Annotated in this window: 18 protein-coding genes; 13 read left to right on the top strand and 5 right to left on the bottom strand. The window is 68.3% G+C overall.

What is annotated here, in order from left to right:
• Positions 1–18: 18 nt before the first annotated feature.
• The 4 genes from imuA to AB1281_RS11085 all read left to right on the top strand — a co-directional run bounded on the left by imuA (position 19) and on the right by AB1281_RS11085 (position 5757).
• Complete coding sequence (gene imuA, locus AB1281_RS11070; RefSeq protein WP_014037572.1) at positions 19–633, top strand: translesion DNA synthesis-associated protein ImuA; 615 nt, start codon at positions 19–21, stop codon at positions 631–633.
• 9 nt (positions 634–642) lie between these two features.
• Positions 643–2052, top strand: coding sequence for a Y-family DNA polymerase (locus tag AB1281_RS11075; protein WP_430345923.1), 1410 nt, complete (start codon positions 643–645; stop codon positions 2050–2052).
• Between the two features lie 6 nt (positions 2053–2058).
• Positions 2059–5169, top strand: a complete 3111-nt coding sequence (locus AB1281_RS11080; protein WP_430345924.1) for an error-prone DNA polymerase — start codon at positions 2059–2061, stop codon at positions 5167–5169.
• Positions 5170–5250: 81 nt separating this feature from the next.
• Positions 5251–5757, top strand: a complete 507-nt coding sequence (locus tag AB1281_RS11085) for a hypothetical protein (RefSeq protein ID WP_014037575.1) — start codon at positions 5251–5253, stop codon at positions 5755–5757.
• 134 nt (positions 5758–5891) lie between these two features.
• On the opposite strand, the gene ptsJ is transcribed toward AB1281_RS11085, so the two are convergent.
• A complete protein-coding gene (ptsJ, locus tag AB1281_RS11090; protein WP_430345925.1) occupies positions 5892–7178 on the bottom strand; it encodes a transcriptional regulator PtsJ in 1287 nt (428 codons plus the stop codon).
• Between the two features lie 76 nt (positions 7179–7254).
• On the opposite strand from ptsJ, the gene AB1281_RS11095 reads away from it, so the two are divergent.
• The 9 genes from AB1281_RS11095 to AB1281_RS11135 all read left to right on the top strand — a co-directional run bounded on the left by AB1281_RS11095 (position 7255) and on the right by AB1281_RS11135 (position 15108).
• Positions 7255–8028, top strand: a complete 774-nt coding sequence (locus AB1281_RS11095) for a YggS family pyridoxal phosphate-dependent enzyme (RefSeq protein WP_430345926.1) — start codon at positions 7255–7257, stop codon at positions 8026–8028.
• Positions 8025–8726, top strand: coding sequence for a glutamine amidotransferase (locus tag AB1281_RS11100; protein WP_430345927.1), 702 nt, complete (start codon positions 8025–8027; stop codon positions 8724–8726). Before AB1281_RS11095 ends, AB1281_RS11100 begins: the two co-directional genes overlap by 4 nt.
• Positions 8723–8947: a hypothetical protein gene (locus AB1281_RS11105; RefSeq protein ID WP_049444441.1), complete on the top strand. Its 225-nt coding sequence runs from the start codon at positions 8723–8725 to the stop codon at positions 8945–8947. The genes AB1281_RS11100 and AB1281_RS11105 overlap by 4 nt, the downstream gene beginning before the upstream one ends.
• Before the next feature lie 70 nt (positions 8948–9017).
• The gene (locus AB1281_RS11110) at positions 9018–9524 is read left to right on the top strand and encodes a hypothetical protein (RefSeq protein WP_430345928.1); all 507 of its coding nucleotides are present in this window, start codon (positions 9018–9020) and stop codon (positions 9522–9524) included.
• Between the two features lie 122 nt (positions 9525–9646).
• Positions 9647–10156 (top strand): RNA polymerase sigma factor, encoded by a 510-nt coding sequence (locus tag AB1281_RS11115; protein WP_430345929.1) that lies wholly within the window; start codon positions 9647–9649, stop codon positions 10154–10156.
• Positions 10153–11079, top strand: coding sequence for a FecR family protein (locus AB1281_RS11120; protein ID WP_430345930.1), 927 nt, complete (start codon positions 10153–10155; stop codon positions 11077–11079). The genes AB1281_RS11115 and AB1281_RS11120 overlap by 4 nt, the downstream gene beginning before the upstream one ends.
• A 64-nt stretch (positions 11080–11143) precedes the next feature.
• Complete coding sequence (locus tag AB1281_RS11125) at positions 11144–13615, top strand: TonB-dependent receptor domain-containing protein (RefSeq protein WP_430345931.1); 2472 nt, start codon at positions 11144–11146, stop codon at positions 13613–13615.
• Positions 13602–14402 carry a ChaN family lipoprotein gene (locus tag AB1281_RS11130; protein WP_430345932.1) on the top strand — a complete coding sequence of 267 codons (801 nt, stop codon included), beginning with the start codon at positions 13602–13604 and terminating at the stop codon, positions 14400–14402. The genes AB1281_RS11125 and AB1281_RS11130 overlap by 14 nt, the downstream gene beginning before the upstream one ends.
• A complete protein-coding gene (locus AB1281_RS11135) occupies positions 14395–15108 on the top strand; it encodes an energy transducer TonB family protein (protein WP_430345933.1) in 714 nt (237 codons plus the stop codon). Before AB1281_RS11130 ends, AB1281_RS11135 begins: the two co-directional genes overlap by 8 nt.
• Here the strand turns inward: AB1281_RS11135 and AB1281_RS11140 are convergent.
• From AB1281_RS11140 to adiC, 4 genes are all read right to left on the bottom strand, one after another.
• Complete coding sequence (locus tag AB1281_RS11140) at positions 15105–15539, bottom strand: RidA family protein (protein WP_014037586.1); 435 nt, start codon at positions 15537–15539, stop codon at positions 15105–15107. The two genes, AB1281_RS11135 and AB1281_RS11140, sit on opposite strands and share 4 nt — an antisense overlap.
• 99 nt (positions 15540–15638) lie before the next feature.
• Positions 15639–16541 (bottom strand): cation diffusion facilitator family transporter, encoded by a 903-nt coding sequence (locus AB1281_RS11145; RefSeq protein WP_430345934.1) that lies wholly within the window; start codon positions 16539–16541, stop codon positions 15639–15641.
• A 28-nt stretch (positions 16542–16569) separates the two neighbouring features.
• Entirely contained in the window at positions 16570–18858 is a 2289-nt protein-coding gene (locus tag AB1281_RS11150; protein ID WP_430345935.1) for an Orn/Lys/Arg decarboxylase N-terminal domain-containing protein, read from the bottom strand.
• A gap of 20 nt (positions 18859–18878) precedes the next feature.
• Positions 18879–20231, bottom strand: a complete 1353-nt coding sequence (adiC, locus tag AB1281_RS11155; protein WP_014037589.1) for an arginine/agmatine antiporter — start codon at positions 20229–20231, stop codon at positions 18879–18881.
• Between the last annotated feature and the right edge of the window lie 7 nt (positions 20232–20238).

Below are 20238 nucleotides of genomic sequence, written 5' to 3' on the forward strand. Positions count from 1 at the left end.
CCCCTGGAGGACCGGCTGATGGGCGCCGTCGTCGCCCTCGACCGGCTGCTGGACGGGCGCCAGTTGTGGCGTGGCCCGGCCCGCCAGGGACCGGCCAGCGACCACCTGGCCAGCGGCCACCCGGCACTGGATGCACGCCTGCCCGGCGGTGGCTGGCCGGCCAGCGGGCTGTGCGAGGTACTGCAGGCAGCGCCCGGCGTGGGCGAGCTGGCGCTGGTCTGGCCGGCGCTGGCAAAGCTGAGCCAGCGCGACCGCCCGATCGTGCTGGTCGCCCCGCCCTACCGCCCGCACGCCCCGGCCTGGGCCGCCGCCGGGCTGGACCTGGCCCAGCTGCAGATCATCCACGCCGCGCCGAAACAGGCGCTGTGGGCCACCGAACAATGCCTGCGCTCTGCGGCCTGCGCGGCGGTGCTGTGCTGGCCGCACCAGGCCGACGATCGCGCCCTGCGCCGGCTGCAGGTCGCCGCCGACAGCGGCCAGTGCCTGGGCTTCGTGTTCCGCGAGGCGCAGGCAGCGCGCAACCCCTCCCCGGCCAGCCTGCGCCTGCAGCTCGACCACGGCCAGGTACGGGTGCTGAAGTGCCGTGGCGGCCTGCCACCCGCGCAGCCGTTGCCGCTGGCCATCGCCCACTGAGGCCGCGCCATGCACTGGGCCTGCCTGTTGTTGCCGCAGCTGGCGCTGGACAGCGTGCTGCGCCTGCAACCGGACCCGCAGCGGCCACTGGTGTTGCTGCAGGGGCCGGCGCAGCGCCGCGTGCTGCGTGCGGTCAGCCCGTCCGCACGCGCAGCGGGGCTGCGCCCGGGCATGCTGCTGTCGGCCGCGCAGGTGCTGGTGCAGGACATGCACCTGCACGACTACGACCCGAACGCGGAACAGCACACCCGCCAGCTGCTGGCCAGCTGGGCCTACGCCTACAGCTCGCAGGTCAGCCTCGATTTCCCGCATGCACTGGTGCTGGAAATCGGCGCCAGCCGTGCCCTGTTCGGTGACTGGCTGACGATCGAAAAGCGCCTGCGCAACGAACTGCATGAACTCGGGTTCCGCCACCGCCTGGTGGCCGCGCCCACGGCGCATGCCGCGCGCGTGCTGGCCAACGTCCACGATGGCCTCGGCATCGATGCGCAGCAGCTGCCGGCGGCGCTGGCGCAGCTGCCGTTGCCGCGCTGCGGCCTGCCCAGCGATGCAGTGACCGTGCTCGGCCGCTCCGGGCTGCGCACGCTGGGTGCGGTACTCGAGCTGCCGCGCGACAGCCTGGCCCGGCGCTTCGCGCCCGACATGCTGCAACAGCTGGACGCATTGCGCGGCCTGCCCACCGCGCCACTGCGCTACTACCAGCCACCGGACCGTTTCGATGCACGCATCGAATTCGAATACGAGATTGAATCCAGCCAGGCCCTGCTGTTCCCGCTGCGCCGCCTGCTGCTGGACCTGGCGGCCTTCCTGTGTTCGCGCGATGGCGGCGTACAGCGCTTCGACCTGCATTTCGAGCATGACCTGCTGCCGGCCAGCGTGCTGACCATCGGCCTGCTGGCACCCGAGCGCGATCCCGCGCTGCTGTTCGAGATCGCACGCAACCGCATGGAAGCGTTCGCCCTGCCCGCTGGCAGCCGCGCACTGCGCCTGCAGGCCGAACAGCTGCCACCGTTCGTGCCCGCCGCGCGCGACCTGTTCGACACCCGGCCGGCGCAGGCGATGCCCTGGAGCCAGCTGCGCGAGCGCCTGCGGGCGCGGCTCGGCGATGACGCCGTGCAACCGCTGGCCGTGCAGGCCGACCACCGGCCCGAGCGTGCCAGCGGCACCCAGCCTGCGGCCAAGCCACCGGCATACTGGCCACTGCGCCCCGGTTGGCTGCTGGACACCCCGCAACCGCTGCGTGACCCGCGCCTGCGCATCGTCGCCGGGCCGGAGCGGATCGAATCAGGCTGGTGGGACCAGGCCGACGCGCGCCGCGACTACTACGTGGTGGAAACCGCACACGGCCAGCGCGGCTGGGCCTTCCGTGAGCGCAATGACCCGCATGCGCCGTGGATGCTGCACGGCTGGTTCGGCTGAGCCGTCATGCACAACGAACTGCCCGGCTACGCCGAACTGCACTGCCTGTCGGCCTTCAGTTTCCAGCGTGGCGCCTCGATCGCCGAAGAACTGTTCGCGCGCGCCGCCGGCCAGGGCTACCGCGCGTTGGCGATCACCGATGAATGCTCGCTGGCCGGCATCGTGCGCGCCTGGCAGGCGGCGAAGACGCATGGCGTGGCACTGATCGTCGGCGCCGAATTCCAGGTCGAGGACGGGCCGAAGCTGGCCCTGCTGTGCACCGACCAGGCCGCCTACGCCGGCTTGTGCCAGTTGATCACCACCTGCCGGCGACGGGCCGCCAAGGGCGAATACCGCTGCCTGCGCGAGGACCTGCTCGGCCTGCCCGACGGCCTGCTGTGCCTGTGGCTGGACCGGCAACCGGCCGCCACCGACCTGGAGCTGCTGCGCACCGGCTTCGCTGATCGGCTGTGGCTGGCGGTGGAGCTGCACCACGAGCACGACGACGCGCGCCGCCTGCAGCAGCTGCAGGCTTTCGGCGAACGACACCGCCTGCCGCTGGTGGCCAGCGGCGATGTGCACATGCACGTGCGCCGCCGCCGCGCCCTGCAGGACACCCTGACCGCGATCCGTCACCGCTGCAGCGTGGCCGAGGCTGGCTGGCGCCTGTTCCCCAACGGCGAGCGCCACCTGCGCCCGCGCACCGCGCTGGCCCAGCTGTATCCGCCCGCCTTGCTGGCCGAGACCCTGCGCATCGCCGAGCGCTGCCACTTCACCCTGGAGCAGCTGCAGTACACCTACCCGCGCGAGCTGGTGCCCGAGGGCCACGACCCGGACAGCTGGCTGCGCGTGCTGGTCGAGCGTGGCATCCCGTGGCGCTGGAAAGGCGGCATCGAACCGGCACAACGCAAACAGATCGAGCACGAACTGGCATTGATCAGGCAGAAGAACTACGCCTCCTACTTCCTCACCGTGCAGGACATCGTGGCCTTCGCACGCAGCCAGGACATCCTCTGCCAGGGCCGTGGCTCGGCGGCCAACTCGGCGGTGTGCTTCGTGCTGGGCGTGACCGAGATCGACCCGGCGCGCAGCAACCTGCTGTTCGAGCGTTTCATCTCCGCCGAGCGCGACGAGCCACCGGATATCGACATCGACTTCGAGCACGAGCGCCGCGAGGAAGTGCTGCAGTATGTATTCAAGCGCTATGGCCGCGAGCGCGCCGCCCTGACTGCGGTGGCGATCAGCTACCGTGGCCGCAGCGCGATCCGCGACGTAGCCCGCGCGCTCGGCCTGCCGATGGACCAGGTCAACGAACTGGGCGCGGCGATGGACCATTGGGGTGGCCACGTGCCGCTGCCCGAGACCCTGCGCGAACGCGGTTTCGATCCGGACACGCCCTTGATGCAGCGGCTGCTGGCGCTGACCGCCGAGCTGATCGACTTCCCCCGCCACCTGTCGCAGCACCCGGGTGGTTTCGTGATTTCAGAGCATCCCCTGTCGACCCTGGTGCCGGTGGAGAACGCGGCGATGGCCGACCGCACCGTCATCCAGTGGGACAAGGACGATCTGGATGCCACCGGCCTGATGAAGGTCGACTGCCTGGCGCTGGGCATGCTCACCGCCATCCGCAAATGCCTGGCGATGCTGCAGCAGCATGGCCTGCACAGCGGGCGCATGGATGCGATCCCCGACGAAGACACCCCCACCTACGACATGATCAGCGCTGCCGACACCATCGGCGTGTTCCAGATCGAGTCGCGCGCACAGATGGCGATGCTGCCGCGCATGCAGCCGCGCAATTTCTATGACCTGGTGATCGAAGTGGCGATCGTGCGTCCCGGCCCGATCCAGGGTGACATGGTGCACCCCTACCTGGAGCGGCGCCGCCTGCTGCGTGAACAGGGTCCAGAGGCGTTGGACAACCTGGAGGAACCGCTGTATCCGCCGCAGCTGGAACGCGTGTTCGCACGCACCCTGGGCGTGCCGCTGTTCCAGGAGCAGGTGATGCAGCTGGCGGTGGATGCGGCCGGCTACACCCCGGGCGAGGCCGATGCCCTGCGCCGTTCGATGGCGGCCTGGAAGCGCCGCGGCGGTCTGGAGCCGCATCGCGAGAAGCTGCTGTCCGGCATGCTGAAGAACGGCTTCAGCCGCGAATATGGCGAACACCTGTTCGAGCAGATCAAGGGTTTCGGCGATTACGGTTTCCCGGAAAGCCATGCCGCCAGCTTCGCCCTGCTGACCTATGCCAGCTGCTGGCTGAAGTGCCACCATCCCGCCGCGTTCACTGCCAGCCTGATCAACAGCCAGCCGCTGGGCTTCTACAGCCCCGACCAACTGCTGCAGGACGCGCGCCGGCATGGCATCGGCGTGCTGCCGGTGGACGTGCGCCACAGCGACTGGGACTGCACGCTGGATTTCGGCAAGGGGCCGGCGGCGATCCGGCTCGGCCTGCGCCTGGTCGAAGGCTGCAACGAAGCGGCGGTACAGGCCATCATGCGCGAACGTGCGCGCCGCCCGTTCGACGATGTCGGCGACCTGTGCCAGCGCACCGCACTGGACCGCCGCCAGCAGGGCCTGCTGGCCGATGCCGGTGCACTGCGTGGACTCAGCGGCCATCGCCATCGTGCACGCTGGGATATCTCCGGCGTGGAGAACCGGCTGCCGCTGTTCGACCAGGCCCGCGCCACCGCCGAAGCCCGCGTTCCACTGCCCCTGCCCAGCGCCTGGGAAGACATGCAGGCCGACTACCGCAGCACCGGCACCACCCTCGGCCGGCACCCAGTCTCGTTCCTGCGCACGCAGCTGCGCAGCCGTGGCTGCCTGGATGCCGCGCAGCTGGCGGGCCACGGCCATGGCCGTCGCGTGCGCATCGCCGGCCTGGTACGCATGCGCCAGCGCCCGCAGACCGCCAGCGGCGTCACCTTCCTCACCCTCGAAGATGAGACCGGCATGGTCAACGCCGTGGTCTGGCGGCACCTGGCCGATCGCCAGCACCGGGTACTGGTCGATACCCAGCTGATGCAGATCGACGGCCGCCTGGAACGCGTCGATGGCGTGCAGCATGTCATCGTGCAGCGCATGCATTGCCTGGATGAACTGCTGCAGGGGCTGCGCAGCCGCAGCCGCGATTTCCATTGACGATACACGCCGTCACACAACGAACTGGTCATCAGTCCCCCGCATCCGCTATCGTCGCTGCATCCAGGGAAGGACGATACGATGCCCCGCGCACTGCTGCTGACCACGCTGGTGGTCTCCACACTCGCCCTGCTGGTTTCCGGCTGGACCGCCTGGAACCTGCATCGCAGCCAATCGCCACAGCGCATCATCGAAGCGCGCGGGCTGATCATCCACGATGGCAACGGCCAACCACGGGTGATCCTCGGCGCGCCGGTGCCCGACCCACTCAGCCGGGGCCGTACCCAGGGGCCGCGCGCCACCGCCCTGTCCGGCCTGATCCTGCTCGGCCCGGATGGCTCCGAACGCGGGGGCTATGGCACCAGCGATCGTGGCGGTGAAGCCGTGCTGACCCTGGACGATGCCAATGGCACCACGGAGGTGTTCAAGGTGGTGGCCAACCCGGACCGCGGCGCCAGCCTGATGGTCAAGCACCAGAACAACACCGGCGCCATGCTCACCTCCTGGCAGGGCAAGCCGGAACTGATGTTCGTCGATGACAGCGGCCAATCCTACTACGTGCGCCCGGGCGCCAACGCCGCGCCCTGATCTGCTTCTGTAGCGTCAAGCCATGCTCGACTGACGGTCATGTCGCGTCGAGCCACGCTCGACTGCTTCTACCAACAGCAGCCGAGCATGGCTCGGCTCTACAAACGCGAAGCAAAGTCGAGCATGGCTCGACGCTACAAGCCGCACACCGCCGCCAGGTCATCGGCCAGCGGCCGCAGTTGTGTGGCCCCCAGCGCCGCGCAGGTGATGCGCAGGCCATGCCCCGGCGCCGCCACCGCGAACACCTCGCCAGCACGCACATGCCATCCGCGCGAAGCCAGCGCCAGCACCTGCGGATGGCTGTCGGCCGGCAACGGCAGCCACAGGTTCAGCCCCTCCATCGGCAACGGCGTCGGCAGGCCACGCGCGCGCAGCAGTTCCTGCAACGACTGCAGCCGCTGCTGGTAACGCTCGCCCGCCGAGGCGATCTTCGCCCGCTGCGTTGCCGACCCCAGCACCGAGGTCGCTGCATCCTGCAGCAGGTGACTGACCCAGCCCGTGCCGGACGCCAACCGCAGCCGCAACCGCGACGCGGTCTCTTCATCACAGGCCAGCCAGGCCAACCGCAGATCCGGGCCGAGCGGTTTGGACAACGAACGCAGCAGCGCCCAGCGCCGGCAATCCAGCGGCAGTACCGAGTGGTAGGCCTGCTGCGAGAGCAGCGCGTAGTGATCGTCGATCAGCACCGCCACCTGCGGGTAGGCCGCCAGCAACTGGCGCAACGCCCGTGCCCGCTTCGCATCCAGGCTGGCCCCGGTTGGGTTGTGCGCACGCGGCGTCAGCAACACCGCACGTGCACCGGCCTCCAGCGCCTGCCGCAGCGATTCGACCTGCATGCCATGCGCGTCCACCGCCACCGGCAAGGGCGCATGGCCCACAGCATTGAGCACATTGAGGCTGCCGAGGAAGCACGGATCCTCCACTGCGATGCGATCCCCCGGCAGCAGCCACGCCGCCAGCAGGCGTTCGATGCCATCGACCGCGCCATGGGTCAGCTCCAGCGCGTACCCCTCGGGGCAGTCCGCATCCAGCGAGGCGCGTGCCAGCGCCTGCAACCTCGGGTCGACCGTGCCCACGCCATACAGCCGTGGTGCCGCCGGGGCCAGGCGCAGGGTCGGCAGCAGGCGCGGGTCCGGGTTGCCACCGGCGAGATCCTGCAGCGCCAGCCCTGGCGTGCTGCCCTCGCGCGCCAGCATCGGCGGCAATCCGCGCACCACCGTGCCACGACGGCCCGCCGTGCTGGCCAGGCCCGCCGCATCCAATCGCTTGTAGGCAGCGGCCACCGTATTGCGGTTCACGCCCAGCTGCTCGGCCAGCTCACGCACCGGCGGCAGCACGCTGCCAGCCAGCAGGCGGCCCTTGCCGATGCCCTCGCGGATGCTGTCGAAGATCGACTCGGCGCTATGCCCGGTGATTTTCATTTTGTCCTATGCCAAAATATCTCTTGTCCTGTGCCAGTGTATCCCACCCTGGCCATCCTGCATTGGAGGTGCCTGCATGCCCCTTGCCGCTGCCGACTGGCCCGTCGCCCAGTCCGTTGAACAGATCGCCGCCAACCTGGTCACGGTGCGCCAACGCATCGCCGCGGCCTGCGCCCGCGTTGGCCGTGACCCGGCCAGCGTGCGCCTGCTGCCGGTCAGCAAGACCGTCGATGACGCCCGCATCCGCATGGCGGTGGCCGCCGGTTGCCACGAACTGGGCGAGAACAAGGTGCAGGAGGCACAGCGCAAGGCCGAAGCGATGGCCGACCTGGGCGTGCACTGGTCGGTGATCGGCCACCTGCAGACCAACAAGGCGCGCTACGTAGCGCGCTTCGCCAGCGAGTTCCAGGCGCTGGACAGCCTGCGCGTGGCCGAGGCCCTGCAGCAGCGCCTGCAACTGGAAGACCGTACGCTGGATGTGTTCGTGCAGGTCAACACCTCGGCCGAACCCAGCAAGTACGGGCTGGAACCGGAAGCCGTCGAAGCCTTCGTGCAGCAGCTTCCCGCATTCGACCGGCTGCGCGTGCGCGGCCTGATGACACTGGCCATCTTCACCCCGGAGGTCGAGCGCGTGCGCGCTTGCTTCGTGCGCCTGCGCGAGCTGCGCGATCAGTTGCAACGCACCGCCCCGCATGGCCTCGACCTGTCGCAGCTGTCGATGGGCATGTCCGGCGACTTCGAAGTGGCCATCGAGGAAGGCGCCACCGTGGTCCGCGTCGGCCAGGCCATCTTCGGTGCCCGCGCCACCCCGGACAGTTTCTACTGGCCGAACAGCGGAGCCCCGGCATGAAGCGTGCGGTCGTTCTGCAACACGTCGCCTTTGAAGACCTCGGCACCCTGCAACCGCTGCTGCTGGCGCAGGGCTGGCAGCTGCAGGTGCTGCAGGCCGGTATCGACGCGCTCGACTGCGCCGAAACCGCCGACCTGCTGGTGGTGCTGGGCGGTCCGATCAGCGTCAATGACACAGAGACCTATCCCTTCGTCACCGACAGCATCGCCCTGCTGCAGCGCCGGCTGCAGCAGCAACAGCCGACCCTGGGCATCTGCCTCGGCGCGCAGCTGATGGCCCGTGCGCTCGGCGCCGACGTCGCCGCCAGTGGTGGCAAGGAGATCGGCTTTGCACCGTTGCTGCTGACCGATGAAGGCCAGCGTTCACCGCTGCAGGCCCTACAAGGCATTCCCGTGCTGCATTGGCATGGCGAAGCGTTCGAACTTCCAACCGGTGCCAACCGCCTGGCCAGCACGCCGGCCTGCCGCCATCAGGCCTTCGCCATCGGCCACCATGCGCTGGCCCTGCAATGCCATCCGGAGCTGGACGCCCGCCAGTTCGAACGCTGGCTGATCGGCCACACCCTGGAGCTGGCGCAGGCCGGCATCGATCCGAACGATCTTCGCGCCCAGGCACGTCGTTACGGTGCACCGCTGGCGGCTGCGGCCACCGCGATGTTCGACCACTGGCTGCAGGGCCTGCCGGAGATGCCGCGATGAACTACCGATTGCAGATCCACCGCGATGGCGCCTGCTGGGGCCACTTCGACTGCAGCGGCCCCGATGCCCTGCAGCGCATGGATGCCATCGCCGCACAGCTGCCTGCCGACCAGGGCTTCCAGTTGACGCGACAGAAGGGGGTTGGCGAAGAACGCATCCTGTCCAGCAATGCCGACGGCCTCCGCGTACTGGCGTCGCAGATCCAGTACCGCGACCTCTGACCCGACGATGGTGGTGCCGGCCAGCGGCCGACACTACCCCGGCTGTTCGCCCGCATGCGAAGCTTCACGCATGCTGACCCTGCACCGCGGCAGCCACCACGGGCTGCGTGTCGCCCCGCGCTGGCCCTCCCGCCATATCCAGATCGACGCAGAGGTGCTGCAACGCCTGCTCGAGGCACAGGCACTGCTGCCTGCCGAACTGCGCCTGCTGCTCACCCGGGGCTTCGAGCCCCGCCACAGCCGCCTCGGCGGCTTCCGGCGCCTGGTGCGGCGACTCGGCATCACCCTCTTCCGCACCTGCTATCCGCAGCGGCACGATGAAGCCGATGCCATCTTCGGCGCCAACGGCCACGATATCGATGGCCGTCATATCGATGTCTCACTGGTACTGCGCGGCAAGCGGCTACGGCTGCTGCCGCTGGGCGTGTTCACCCCGCCGCGCTGGCAGGATCGTCGCGTCGCCCGCCATGCCGAAGCGGTCGCGCGGGTGAAGCACAGCCTGCAGCACTGCGGCTTCGAACTGCACCACAACCCCACCGAAGCCCTGCAGATCCACTGCGATTATCGCCCGCGCTGATCCCGCGTCCGGGCAGGTGTGCCATGCTCATCTATAGATGCAAATGATTCTCTTTTGCTGTAAGGTGCAGCCGCTGCCCTTGCCGCCGCGGGCTGTTCCCTTTCCCAGTTGTCGCCCGCCCCGTGTCCACGCCTGTCGAACCGACGGATGTCGCGCAGCTGTGCGCGGCCCATTACCGGCCGCTGCACGCCCATGTCCGCCGCAAACTCCCGCAACGCAGCGACGCCGATGACGTCGTCCAGGAAACCTGGCTGCGCGTCGTCAAGCTCGCCGCCAGCGGCCTGCTGAGCAACGGCCGTGCCTACCTGTACCGCGTCGCCCACAATCTGATCGCTGATCACTACCGGCAACGCCAGCGCCGTCGTGAGGAAGCGCTGGATGACGCGCAACTGCACGTCCTCGCCGATCCTGCACCGCTGCCGGAGCAGCGCCTGCTGGACGCCGAACAGCTGCGCCATCTCGATGCGATCATCGCCGCGCTGCCACCGCGCTCGCGCCAGGTATTCCTGCTGGCCCGCGTGGAGCAGATGGCACTGGCCGAGATCGGCCGCCAGCTCGGCATCAGCCGTCAGACCGCGCACGGCCATCTGCTGCGTGCGCTGGTGGCGCTGCAGCAGGTACCCGGCGCATGAGCCAGGAAGCGATCGCGCGCGAGGCCGCGCGTTGGTGGCTGGACGGCCACGACGGTGGCCGCGACGAGCGCGCCTTCAACCAGTGGTACCACGCCGATTGCCGCCACGCCGCGCAGTACCAGCACCTGCAGGCGCTCTGGCAGGCCGGTGACGCGACGCCCAGCCTGCAGCGGCACCAGCGCAAGCGGCAGCGCCGGCGCCTGCGCGACGCTGGCACTGCCGTGCTGCTGCTCTGTGCCTTGGGCCTGTATACCCGCCAGGCCGCGCCACCCGCCGCCCAGGTGATGCGCACGGCGGCGGGCGAGATCCGCGAAGAAGTCCTGCCGGATGGCTCGCACGTGCTGCTCTCGCCAGGCAGCGAAGTCCATGTCCGCATCGATGCACAGCGCCGGCAGCTGCAGCTGCAGCACGGCCAGGCCTGGTTCAAGGTAGCCGCCGATGCGCAGCATCCATTCCAGGTGCATACGACGCACGGCACGGTCACCGCGCTCGGCACGGCCTTCGACCTTGCCGTGCAGGACAACGACAGCGTGGTCACCGTCACCGAGCATCGCGTCCGCGTGGATAGCGGCAGCCGCAGTGAGCTGGCCATCGAAGGACAGCAGCTGCGCTTCGATGGACAGGCAGCGACCGTCAGCCAGGCTGCCAGCCACAGTGCGCTGGCCTGGCGCGAACGTCGCCTGCATTGGATCTCCACGCCCCTGGCCGACGTCACCCAGGACCTGGATCGCTGGCATGGCGGCCATACCTGGATCATCGGCGCACACCTGCGCCAGCAGCCGGTCACCCTGCTCGGCAGCGCCGACGGTGCGGCGCGCAGCCGTGACCAGCTGGCCACGCAGCTGCATGTGCGCGTGCTCCGCCTGGGCGCGGGCGTGCAGGTGTGGCTGCCACCACGCAAGGGACATCGCGATGCACCCTGACATCGGCCCTGCCGCTGCGTCTACCCAGGATGACGACGCACTGCGTCAGCCCCTGGAGCCCCCGATGCTGTTTCACCGCCCCCTTGTCCTCGCCCTTTCACTGGCCTGCGCCAGTCCGCTTACGTTGTTGTCCGCCAGCGCACACGCGCAGGCCGCCACCCGCCACTTCGATCTTCCTGCACAACCGCTGGCCAGCGCACTGGACGCCTACAGCCGGTTGACCGGTGTCGACCTGGTGATCGGTGCGGCACTGCCGGGCGGCCAGACAGCGCCGGCGCTGCGCGGACAGTTCGACGACGCTCAGGCCCTGTCGCGCCTGCTGGCCGGCAGCGGCCTGCGTCCCCGCTTCCTCGACGCACGCCGCGCCACTCTGGAACCGGCGCCGGCCGAACCCGCCGATGGCAGCCGTCAAACCGGCCCGCTGCGCGTACAGGGCGATACCGCGCAGGGTCATTCCCCCGGTGCAGGCGCCAGCCAGTATGTGCCGGCCACGCGCGATGGCTTCGCGCCGGCGGTCGGCAGCGAGCGCGTGGCGATGGCCGAACGCCAGGACGGCAACAGCCTGCTGCGTTCGATGCCCGGCACCCACAGTTTCCATTCGCGCAGCCAACCTGGCCTGCAGGTCAACATCCGCGGCATGACCGGCGCCGGCCGGGTCAACACCATGATCGATGGTGTCACCCAGACCTTCCGCAACAACGCCGGGCATGGCTCGGGCGGCCCGTTCGCCTATGTCGACCCGTTCCTGCTGGCCGGCGTGGACGTGCAGCGCGGTGCGGTGGCCGGCGGTGATGGCGCCGGCACGCTGGCCGGCAGTGCCAACTTCCGCACGCTGGACATCGACGACCTGCTCGGCGAAGGCCGTGACTGGGGCCTGCGTGCGGGCTATCGCCATGGCAACAACGGCTATGGCAGCGGCCGCACCTTCGCTGGCGCGTGGCGCCACAGCGAAGACGGTGGTGACCGCCAGTTCGGCCTGCTGGCCGCCGCCAGCAGCAGTCGCAGCGGCGAGTACGCCACGGCACGCGGGCAGAAGAACAATGCCGACCCCGGCAGCCAGCAACCCAGCAGCTGGCTGTTGAAAGCACGCCTGCAGCCCAGTGACCAGCATCGGCTGGACCTGAGCCACATGCGTTATGAAAACGACTTCTACCACAACTATCCGTGGCAGATTTCCGCGCGCAACCAGCGTGCCAGCTACCACTACACGCCCTACACGCCGTGGATCGACCTGCGTGCGACCTTCGCCAGCAACAAGACCCGGCTGTTCTATCCGCCGGTGGAGGACTCCAGCTACATCGGCCGCCGCACCCACAGCAGCCTGAGCAGCTGGACGCTCGACAACACCAGCCGCTTCGACATCGGCGCACTGCAGGCGCGCTGGAACACCGGCATCAAGCACCAGTCGGACATCTACGTGGCCGACACTCCGACCCTGCGCGGCGCCAACCCCCAGGGTCGCAGCCAGCTGGACAGCGTGTTCAGCACGCTGGAACTGCAGTACGACGTCTACGCGCTGACCGCAGGCCTGCGCCAGGATCGCTATGGCATCCGTGGCCACGTCCCGGTGTGCTCGGATGTCCCCGGCCAGTGCGCCGAGATCAACGGCGGCGGTATCGACGTACGCCGCACCCAGCACGCGCTCAGCCCCAGCCTGGCGGTTTCGTGGCAGGCCACCGACTGGCTGCAGCTGTTTGCCGAAGCCTCGCGCACATCGCGCCCGCCGCGCGTGCAGGAGATGTTCTTCGAGAAAATCCCGCTGGAAGGCATGAGCGATGCCGACGGCGTGGGTGCCAACCCGTTCCTGCGCCGTGAGCGCTCGCGCAACCTGCAGTTCGGCGCCAACCTCAGCACCGACTCGCTGCTGGTTGACGGCGACCTGGCCCAGCTGCGCGTCACCCGCTTCGACAACCGCATCCGCGACTACATCAAGCCGCAATACCTGCTGATCGTGCATCCGCCGGAAGTGGAGCCTTTCGTGGTACCGATCGACAGCGATCCGCAGCTCACTGCCTGGACCGATGCGCTGGACGTGGACGACTTCAGCACCACCACGCGCTGGATGAACCACCCGGGCGTGGTGCGCATGCGCGGTATCGAGCTGGAAGCGCACTACGCCAGCGAGCACTACCACGCCACGCTGAGCTGGACCCGTTCGCACACCAGCGCGCCCGCCATCGAATTCGTCAACCTGGAAGACATCACCGCCCTGCCCGACCGCTACTGGACGCTGGACGTGGGCGGCCGCTGGTGGCAGCAGCGCGTGCAGGTCGGCCTGCGCGCCGAATACTCCGGGCCCACCGAAGAAGGCTACGACTTCTTCCAGACCCGCAAGACCGGCGGTACCGGTGTACTGCTCGACTTCTACGCCAGCTTCAAGCCCCAGCCCAACACCACGCTGTGGCTGAACATCGAAAACCTGCAGAACAAGGCCTATGACAACAATGCCTCGATCGACAGCATCTTCAGCCCGATCCTGGACCGCGGCAACGGCCGTGGCCGCACTGTCTCGATGGGCGTCAATGTGGCGTTCTAGCCGTCGCTGGCTGCCACTGTGCCTGCTTGCGCTGGCCGCAATGGCCAGCGCGCAGCCAATGCCAGGCACGGTGATTGACCTGGCCAGTGGCCAGCACCTGGACGAAGCGGCATTCGTGAAGCGCGCAGCGGACGTCCCGCGACTGCTGCTGGGCGAACGCCACGACCTGGCCGGTGACCACGCCGCCCAGCGCTGGCTGCTGCACGCGCTGCAGCAGCAGCGTCCACAAGGCGCGCTGGTGCTGGAGATGATTGCCAGCGAACGCCAGCCACGCCTGCAGCGGGTGCAGCGCTGGCTGGCCAAGGGCAACCATGCCGACGGTGCGCGCCTGCAGGAGCTGCTGGGCTGGGATACGCGCTGGCCGTGGATCGCCTATGGGGGGCTGGTGCAGGACGCCACCGCTGCCAGCATCCCCTTGTTCGGCGGCAATCTCGCGCGCGCCGAGGTCAACGCCCGCCTGGCGTCCGCGGATGCAGTGCGGTTCCCGGTGCCCGCTGCCCGGCATCGCCTGTCGGCCGTGGTGCTGACCCAGCATGCGGACGCAGCACCGATGCTGGAAGGGATGCTGGCCGTGCAACAGGCCCGCGACACGCGCATGGCACAGGTGCTGACCGCAGCACCCGTGCCCGCGCTGCTGGTGGCTGGTCGCTGGCATGTACTGCGCGGTACCGGCGTCCCGGGCTACCTGCCAGCGGACACGCCGGCGCTGGTGATCGCACTCGCCTCGCCGGGTGAAACCGTCGATGCGGCCGACGCCGACCTGCTATGGGTGCTGGACGATGAGTGAGCGCGGCCACCACTGGCAGGCGATCGCCATCAGCATCGGCCTGCACCTGTTGCCCCTGCTGCTGTTGGTGCACTGGGTGGCCACGCCGCCGTTGCTGCCGCCGCCTGAGCAGGACGTGCGCATCAGCCTGCGCCTGCTGGCGCCGGCGACGCCGCCCCAGCCAGTGGAAGAACGCCAGGCCGAGACCCCGAGCCAGGCGCAGCAGGCGCGCGCATCGCAACCAACGAAGTCGCCCCCGCCACCGAAGCCCACCGCCGCACGCGAGGGCGAGGTGGCCGCCAGCGAACGCGGTGGCCCTGGCCGGCAAGCCCTGCCGGTCGCCCCGCCTGCGGCCGTGACCAATGCAAGTCCCGCACCGGCATCGATCACGGCCGCGCCGCCCGCTCCCGACGCACCACCGGCGGACTTCCAGGCCGGCGCCGCCAGCGACCAGTGGGAAGCCCGCCTGATGGCGCGGCTGGAGCGTTACCGCTACTACCCCGCCGCCGCGCGCTCGCGCCGGCAGCAGGGGACCGCCTGGGTCAGGGCCAGCATCGATCGCGAGGGACGCCTGCTGGCGCTGCGGTTGGAGCAGTCCAGTGGCCAACCGATGCTCGACGATGCCGCGCTGCAGACGTTCCGCCGCGCGCAGCCGCTGCCGCCCATTCCCGTGGAAATGAAGGCACCGCAGGAACTGGTGGTGCCGGTGGAGTACTACCTGCGCTAGGCGGCATAGGCCTCCGCCTCGATCTCGAACAGCATGCCGTCCAGCGCCAGCCGCGGCACGGGAATCAGGGTGCAGGTCGGCGCCGCGCGGTTAGGCCAACGCCGCCGCACCTGACGGGCGATGATGCCCAGCCGGTCCTCGTCGTGGTCGACCACCAGGATGCGCAACCGTGCGACATCGGCCAGGCTGGCCTGCGCCGAACCCAATGCAATCTGCAGGTTGTCCAGTGCCTGCTCGACCTGTTCCTCGAAACCGGGGGAGAGATGGCCATCGGCATCCTCACCGCCCTGCCCGGCGATATGGATCACCCGGGCGGGAAGGCGTACCACGGCCACGTGCGAGTAGCCATTGGCCGAAGGGTCGTAAAGCCCCGCAGGATTGAACAGTTCCAGCAGGCCGTGGCCGAGGTCGGGGGTGGTCAGCAGGTTCATGCCGCATGCCTCGTTGGGGATGCGAGTGAGTCTGCAACCTGAACATGAGTTGAGGTCAAACAACGCCCGTGCAACAGATCGGTTCGCCACGCGCAACGATCACGTCCACGCCGGATCCGCCGTGAAATCGATGGTCAACCAGAAGGTACTGCCCCGCGCATCCAGCCGCACCGCGATCTCGTCGCGCATCGCGTCGACTTCGCCCACCGACCCCAGCGGCATGGCCGGGTCAGCCAGCACATGGATCTCGATGAAGCGCATCCGCCCCATCTTCGCCACGTGGCTGGTGAAACCGGCATAGCCACGCTCGGCCACGAACGCCTGCATCACCTGCTGCACGCGCCGGTCCAGATCATCCGGTGCCACCTGCAGCACTTCGCGCATGGCCTTCCACGCGCTGCGCGCCGGCACCGGCAGCACCGCCAGGCTGATCAACGCCAGCACGATCGAATCCAGGTACGGCACCCAGTGGTGCCACTCACCGCCGTGCAGGACCAGCGCCAGCACGAAGGCCAGCACCACCGCCAGGCTCATCAATCCGCCCAGCAGCCAGCCGCGCACGTCCAGCCACAACAGGGCGGAGCGCAGGTGCCGCGCACGCTGTGCGACGAATGCCGCCATCGCCAGATTGCTGGCACTCAGCAGTGCCGCCCACCACAGCGCGGGCCCGAACTTCACCTCGTGCCCGCCCGTGGTCAATCCGATCACGGCGTTGGCCAGCGCATACACGCAGGCCAGCGACAGGATCACACCGCCCAGCGCCTCGACCATCGGCTCCAGGTGCCAGTAGCCGTACTGGAAGCGCGGGCTCTGCTCCCGCGCCACCAGCCGCAGCACCGACAACGACACCAGGGTCAGGGCGACGTCGACCAGGCTGTACACGCCGTCGAACAGGATGGCCTGCGATCCCACCAGCAGGCCACCGATGAAGCCGACCGCGCTCACCGCAAGGGTGACCCCGATCGAGAACTTCAGGATGCGTTGCTCGCGCGCAGTATCCATCGTTCGCCGAAGGGCCGACCGTTACGGGTCAGGCCTTCAGCACCTCCACCTTGTACGAAACCGCATCACCCTCCTGCTCGATGATGAGCCCGTGCACGTCCGATTCGAAGCCCGGGAAACGGGAGTTCTGCTCGCGGGCGATGCGCAGCGACTGGATGATCGGCTCGTCGCTGTCGCCGAAGCGCTCGCCGGGCATGATGGTCGGGATGCCCGGCGGGTACGGCACCAGCATGGTCGCCGCAATGCGGCCACTGATCTGCTCGATGTCGACCCGCTCGATCTCGCCCTTCACCAGGTGGTTGTAGGCATCGGCCGGGGTCATCACCGGCGTCGGCAGATCCACGTACATCTCACGCATCACCTTGGCCACGGCGAATTCCTGGTTGAACGCATGCAGCGCGTCGCACAGGTCACGCAGGCCCCAGCCGGCGTAGGCATTCGGATAGTCGGCAGCCAGCGTCGGCAGTGCCTGGCTCAGCGGCGCGTTGCGGTCGTAGAGTTCCTTGAAGGCCATCAGCTCGGTCACCAGGGTGCTCCACTTGCCCTTGGTGATGCCCATCGAGAACAGGAACAGCACCGAGTACAGGTTGGTCTTCTCCACGGTGATGCCGCGGCCCCACAGGAACTTGCTCAGCACTGCCGCCGGGATGCCCAGCTTGCCCATGCTGCCGTCCATCGCCAGGCCCGGGGTCAGCAGGGTCACCTTGATCGGGTCGATCAGCACATAGTCGTCGACCAGGTTCTCGAAGCCATGCCAGTGCGCATCCGGCTGCAGGTACCACTCCTCGCGCTTGGCCACCAGCGGCGCCGGCGTATCGCCCTTGTCCAGGCTGCGCTCGACCTGGGTCGGCTGCCACACGCTGAACCACCAGTCATCGCGACCGAGGTCGTCGCGCACGTGCAGCATCGCGCGGCGGAAGGCGATGGCCTCGTCGTGCATTTCCTGCACCAGCGAACGGCCCGCATCGCCTTCCATCATCTTCGAGGCCACGTCACAGGCCGCGATCACCCCGTAATGCGGGCTGGTCGAGGTGTGCATCATGAACGACTCGTTGAAGCGTTCGGCATCCAGGTTGCGCTGCGCCGAATTGCGCACGTGGATCATCGACGCCTGCGAGAACGCAGCCAGCAGCTTGTGGGTCGAATGCGTGGTGAAGATGATCGCATCCTGCTCACGCGGCTTGCCCTTGGCCATGCCGTAGTGGTTCTCGTAGAACGGGTGGAACGCGGCGTAGGCGTACCAGGCTTCGTCGAAATGCAGGAAGTCGACCGCGCTGCCGATCTCGTCGGCGATCTTCTCGGCGTTGTAGCACAGGCCGTCGTAGGTCGAGTTGGTGACCACCGCGATGCGCGGCTTGGAGCCTGCCTTGTAGGCCTGGCTGGCCAGCGGATTGGCGGCGATGCGCTGCTGCAGCGACTCCGGCGTGAACTGGTCAAGGCTGATCGGGCCGATGATGCCGTGCGCGTTGCGGCTGGGGGTGAAGTACACCGGCACTGCACCGGTCATGATCAGCGCGTGCAGCAGCGACTTGTGGCAGTTGCGATCGACGAACACCACGTCACCGCGCGCCACCGTGCCATGCCAGACGATCTTGTTGGCGGTCGAGGTTCCGTTGGTGACGAAGAACGTATGGTCGGCACCGAAATTGCGCGCCGCTTCGTTCTCGGCGTCCTTGATCGGGCCGGTGTGGTCAAGCAGCGAGCCCAGCTCCGGCACCGAGATCGACAGATCACTGCGCAGCGTGTTCTCGCCGTAGAACTGGTGGAATGCACGGCCGACCGGCGACTTGGTGAACGCCACGCCGCCGGCATGGCCCGGCGTATGCCAGGAATAGTTCGACTCGGCCGCGTGATGGATCAGTGCCTTGAAGAACGGCGGCAGCAGGTTCTTCATGTAGTCTTCGGCCGCGCGCATCACCTGCCGCGAGATGAAGCTCTTGGTATCTTCAAACAGGAAGATGAAGCCATGGATGTACTTGAGCAGCTTGCTCGGCACCTTCTCGATGGTGCGGCGCTCGCCGTACAGGAATACCGGCAGGTTGGCGCGCCGCGCGCTCTGCTCGCGCAGGAAAGCAGTCAGGCGCTGGAACTCGCCATCCACCTCTTCGCTGCCGTCGATCGAGATCAGCACCGCCGAGGCCGCCACGTAGGTGCGGGCACCGGCACGGGCATCATCCAGGTTCAGGCCGCACAGCACGCGCTGGTCGTTGCTGCGCAGCTCTTCCACCAGGGCGCGGATCAGGATGCCGCCGATGCGCGGCGACTCATAGTCGTTGTCGATGACAATGACCGGATAGTCCAGGGACTTGAAGTACACGTTGATTCTCCTTGTCGAACTCAGGAACGCTGGGCGCCGGCACTGATGGCCGATGCCTCGCGGGCGCGCTGCCGCTGCTGGCGGCGCTCCTCGCTGAAGAAGGGATAGAACACGGTGATGAACAGCACGAACAGGAAGGCGTACTGCACGATGGTTCCCGACGAGCCGTAGATCGCCCACAGGCAGTACACGACGGTCAGGCTGGTCAGGGTCCAGAACGCACCGGTGTGGACCAGGGTGTGCGAACGCTCGACCACGAAGTAGCAGGCCACGCACGAGTAGATGTAGGGCAGCAGGGTCAGCACCACCGCCGCCGACGTGATCACGTCGAACTGGGCCGACGCGGTTTCCGAGGTGGAGGTGACCAGCACCGCCAGGGTCATCAGCACCGCCACGATCAGCACGCCCTTGACCGGCACGTCATCCTTGTTGGTCTTGCTGAAGATGCTCGGGAACAGGCCATCATCGGAGGCCGCCTTGGCGCTCTGTGCGGTCAGCAGGATCCAGCCGCCCAGCGAACCGGCCGCACCGATGAAGGCGCACAGGCTGACCAGTGCACCGCCCCAGCCGCCTACCGCCTTGGCCGCGGCCAGCGCGAACGGGGCATCGGACACCTGCAGTTCCGAGTTCGGCACCATGCCCATGATCACCGAGGAGCTGGCGATGTAGGCGATGGCGGCCAGGAACACACCGGCCAGCGTGGCACGGGCCACGTTCTTTTCCGGGTTCTCCACCACGCCGGCGGTCACCGAAGCCGACTCGACACCGATGAAGGCCCACAGGGTGAGCGCTGCAGCGCTGGAAATCGCGCCGAAGTTGGATTCACCCGACACGTTGTAGGCGCCCTTGAAGATGTCGGCATCGAAGAAGAACCAGCCGAAGATGGCGATGCCCAGGATCGGCACCAGCGCGAAGCTGGTGGTGACCGTCTGCACGCGGCTGACGAAGGCCGGACCGATCATGTTGGCGAAGCTCAGCGCCCACACCAGCACCAGCACCGCGATGCAGCGCACCAGCGGCTCGGACAGGATCGGGAAGAAGTAGCTGAAGTAGCCCACCGCCGCGATCGGGATGGCGACGTTGCCGATCCAGTTGGCGAACCAGTAGATGGTGTTGGTCTGGAAGCCCATGTACGGCCCGAACCAGTCACGCGCGTAGGCATAGGGGCCGCCCGCCTTGGGTGCCAGCTTGCCCAGCTTGGCGAACACGAAGGCCAGCAGCAGCGCACCCGCGGTGGTGATCAGCCAGCCCCAGATCGAGGCGGTACCGATCTTGGCCAGGCTGGACGGCAACAGGAACACGCCTGAGCCCATCATGTTGCCGGCGACGAGGAAGGTGGCTCCGACCACCCCGATTTTCTTTGCTTCTGCCATGACAATC

Source organism: Stenotrophomonas sp. NRRL B-14846, assembly GCF_050473585.1.
GTDB lineage: Bacteria > Pseudomonadota > Gammaproteobacteria > Xanthomonadales > Xanthomonadaceae > Stenotrophomonas.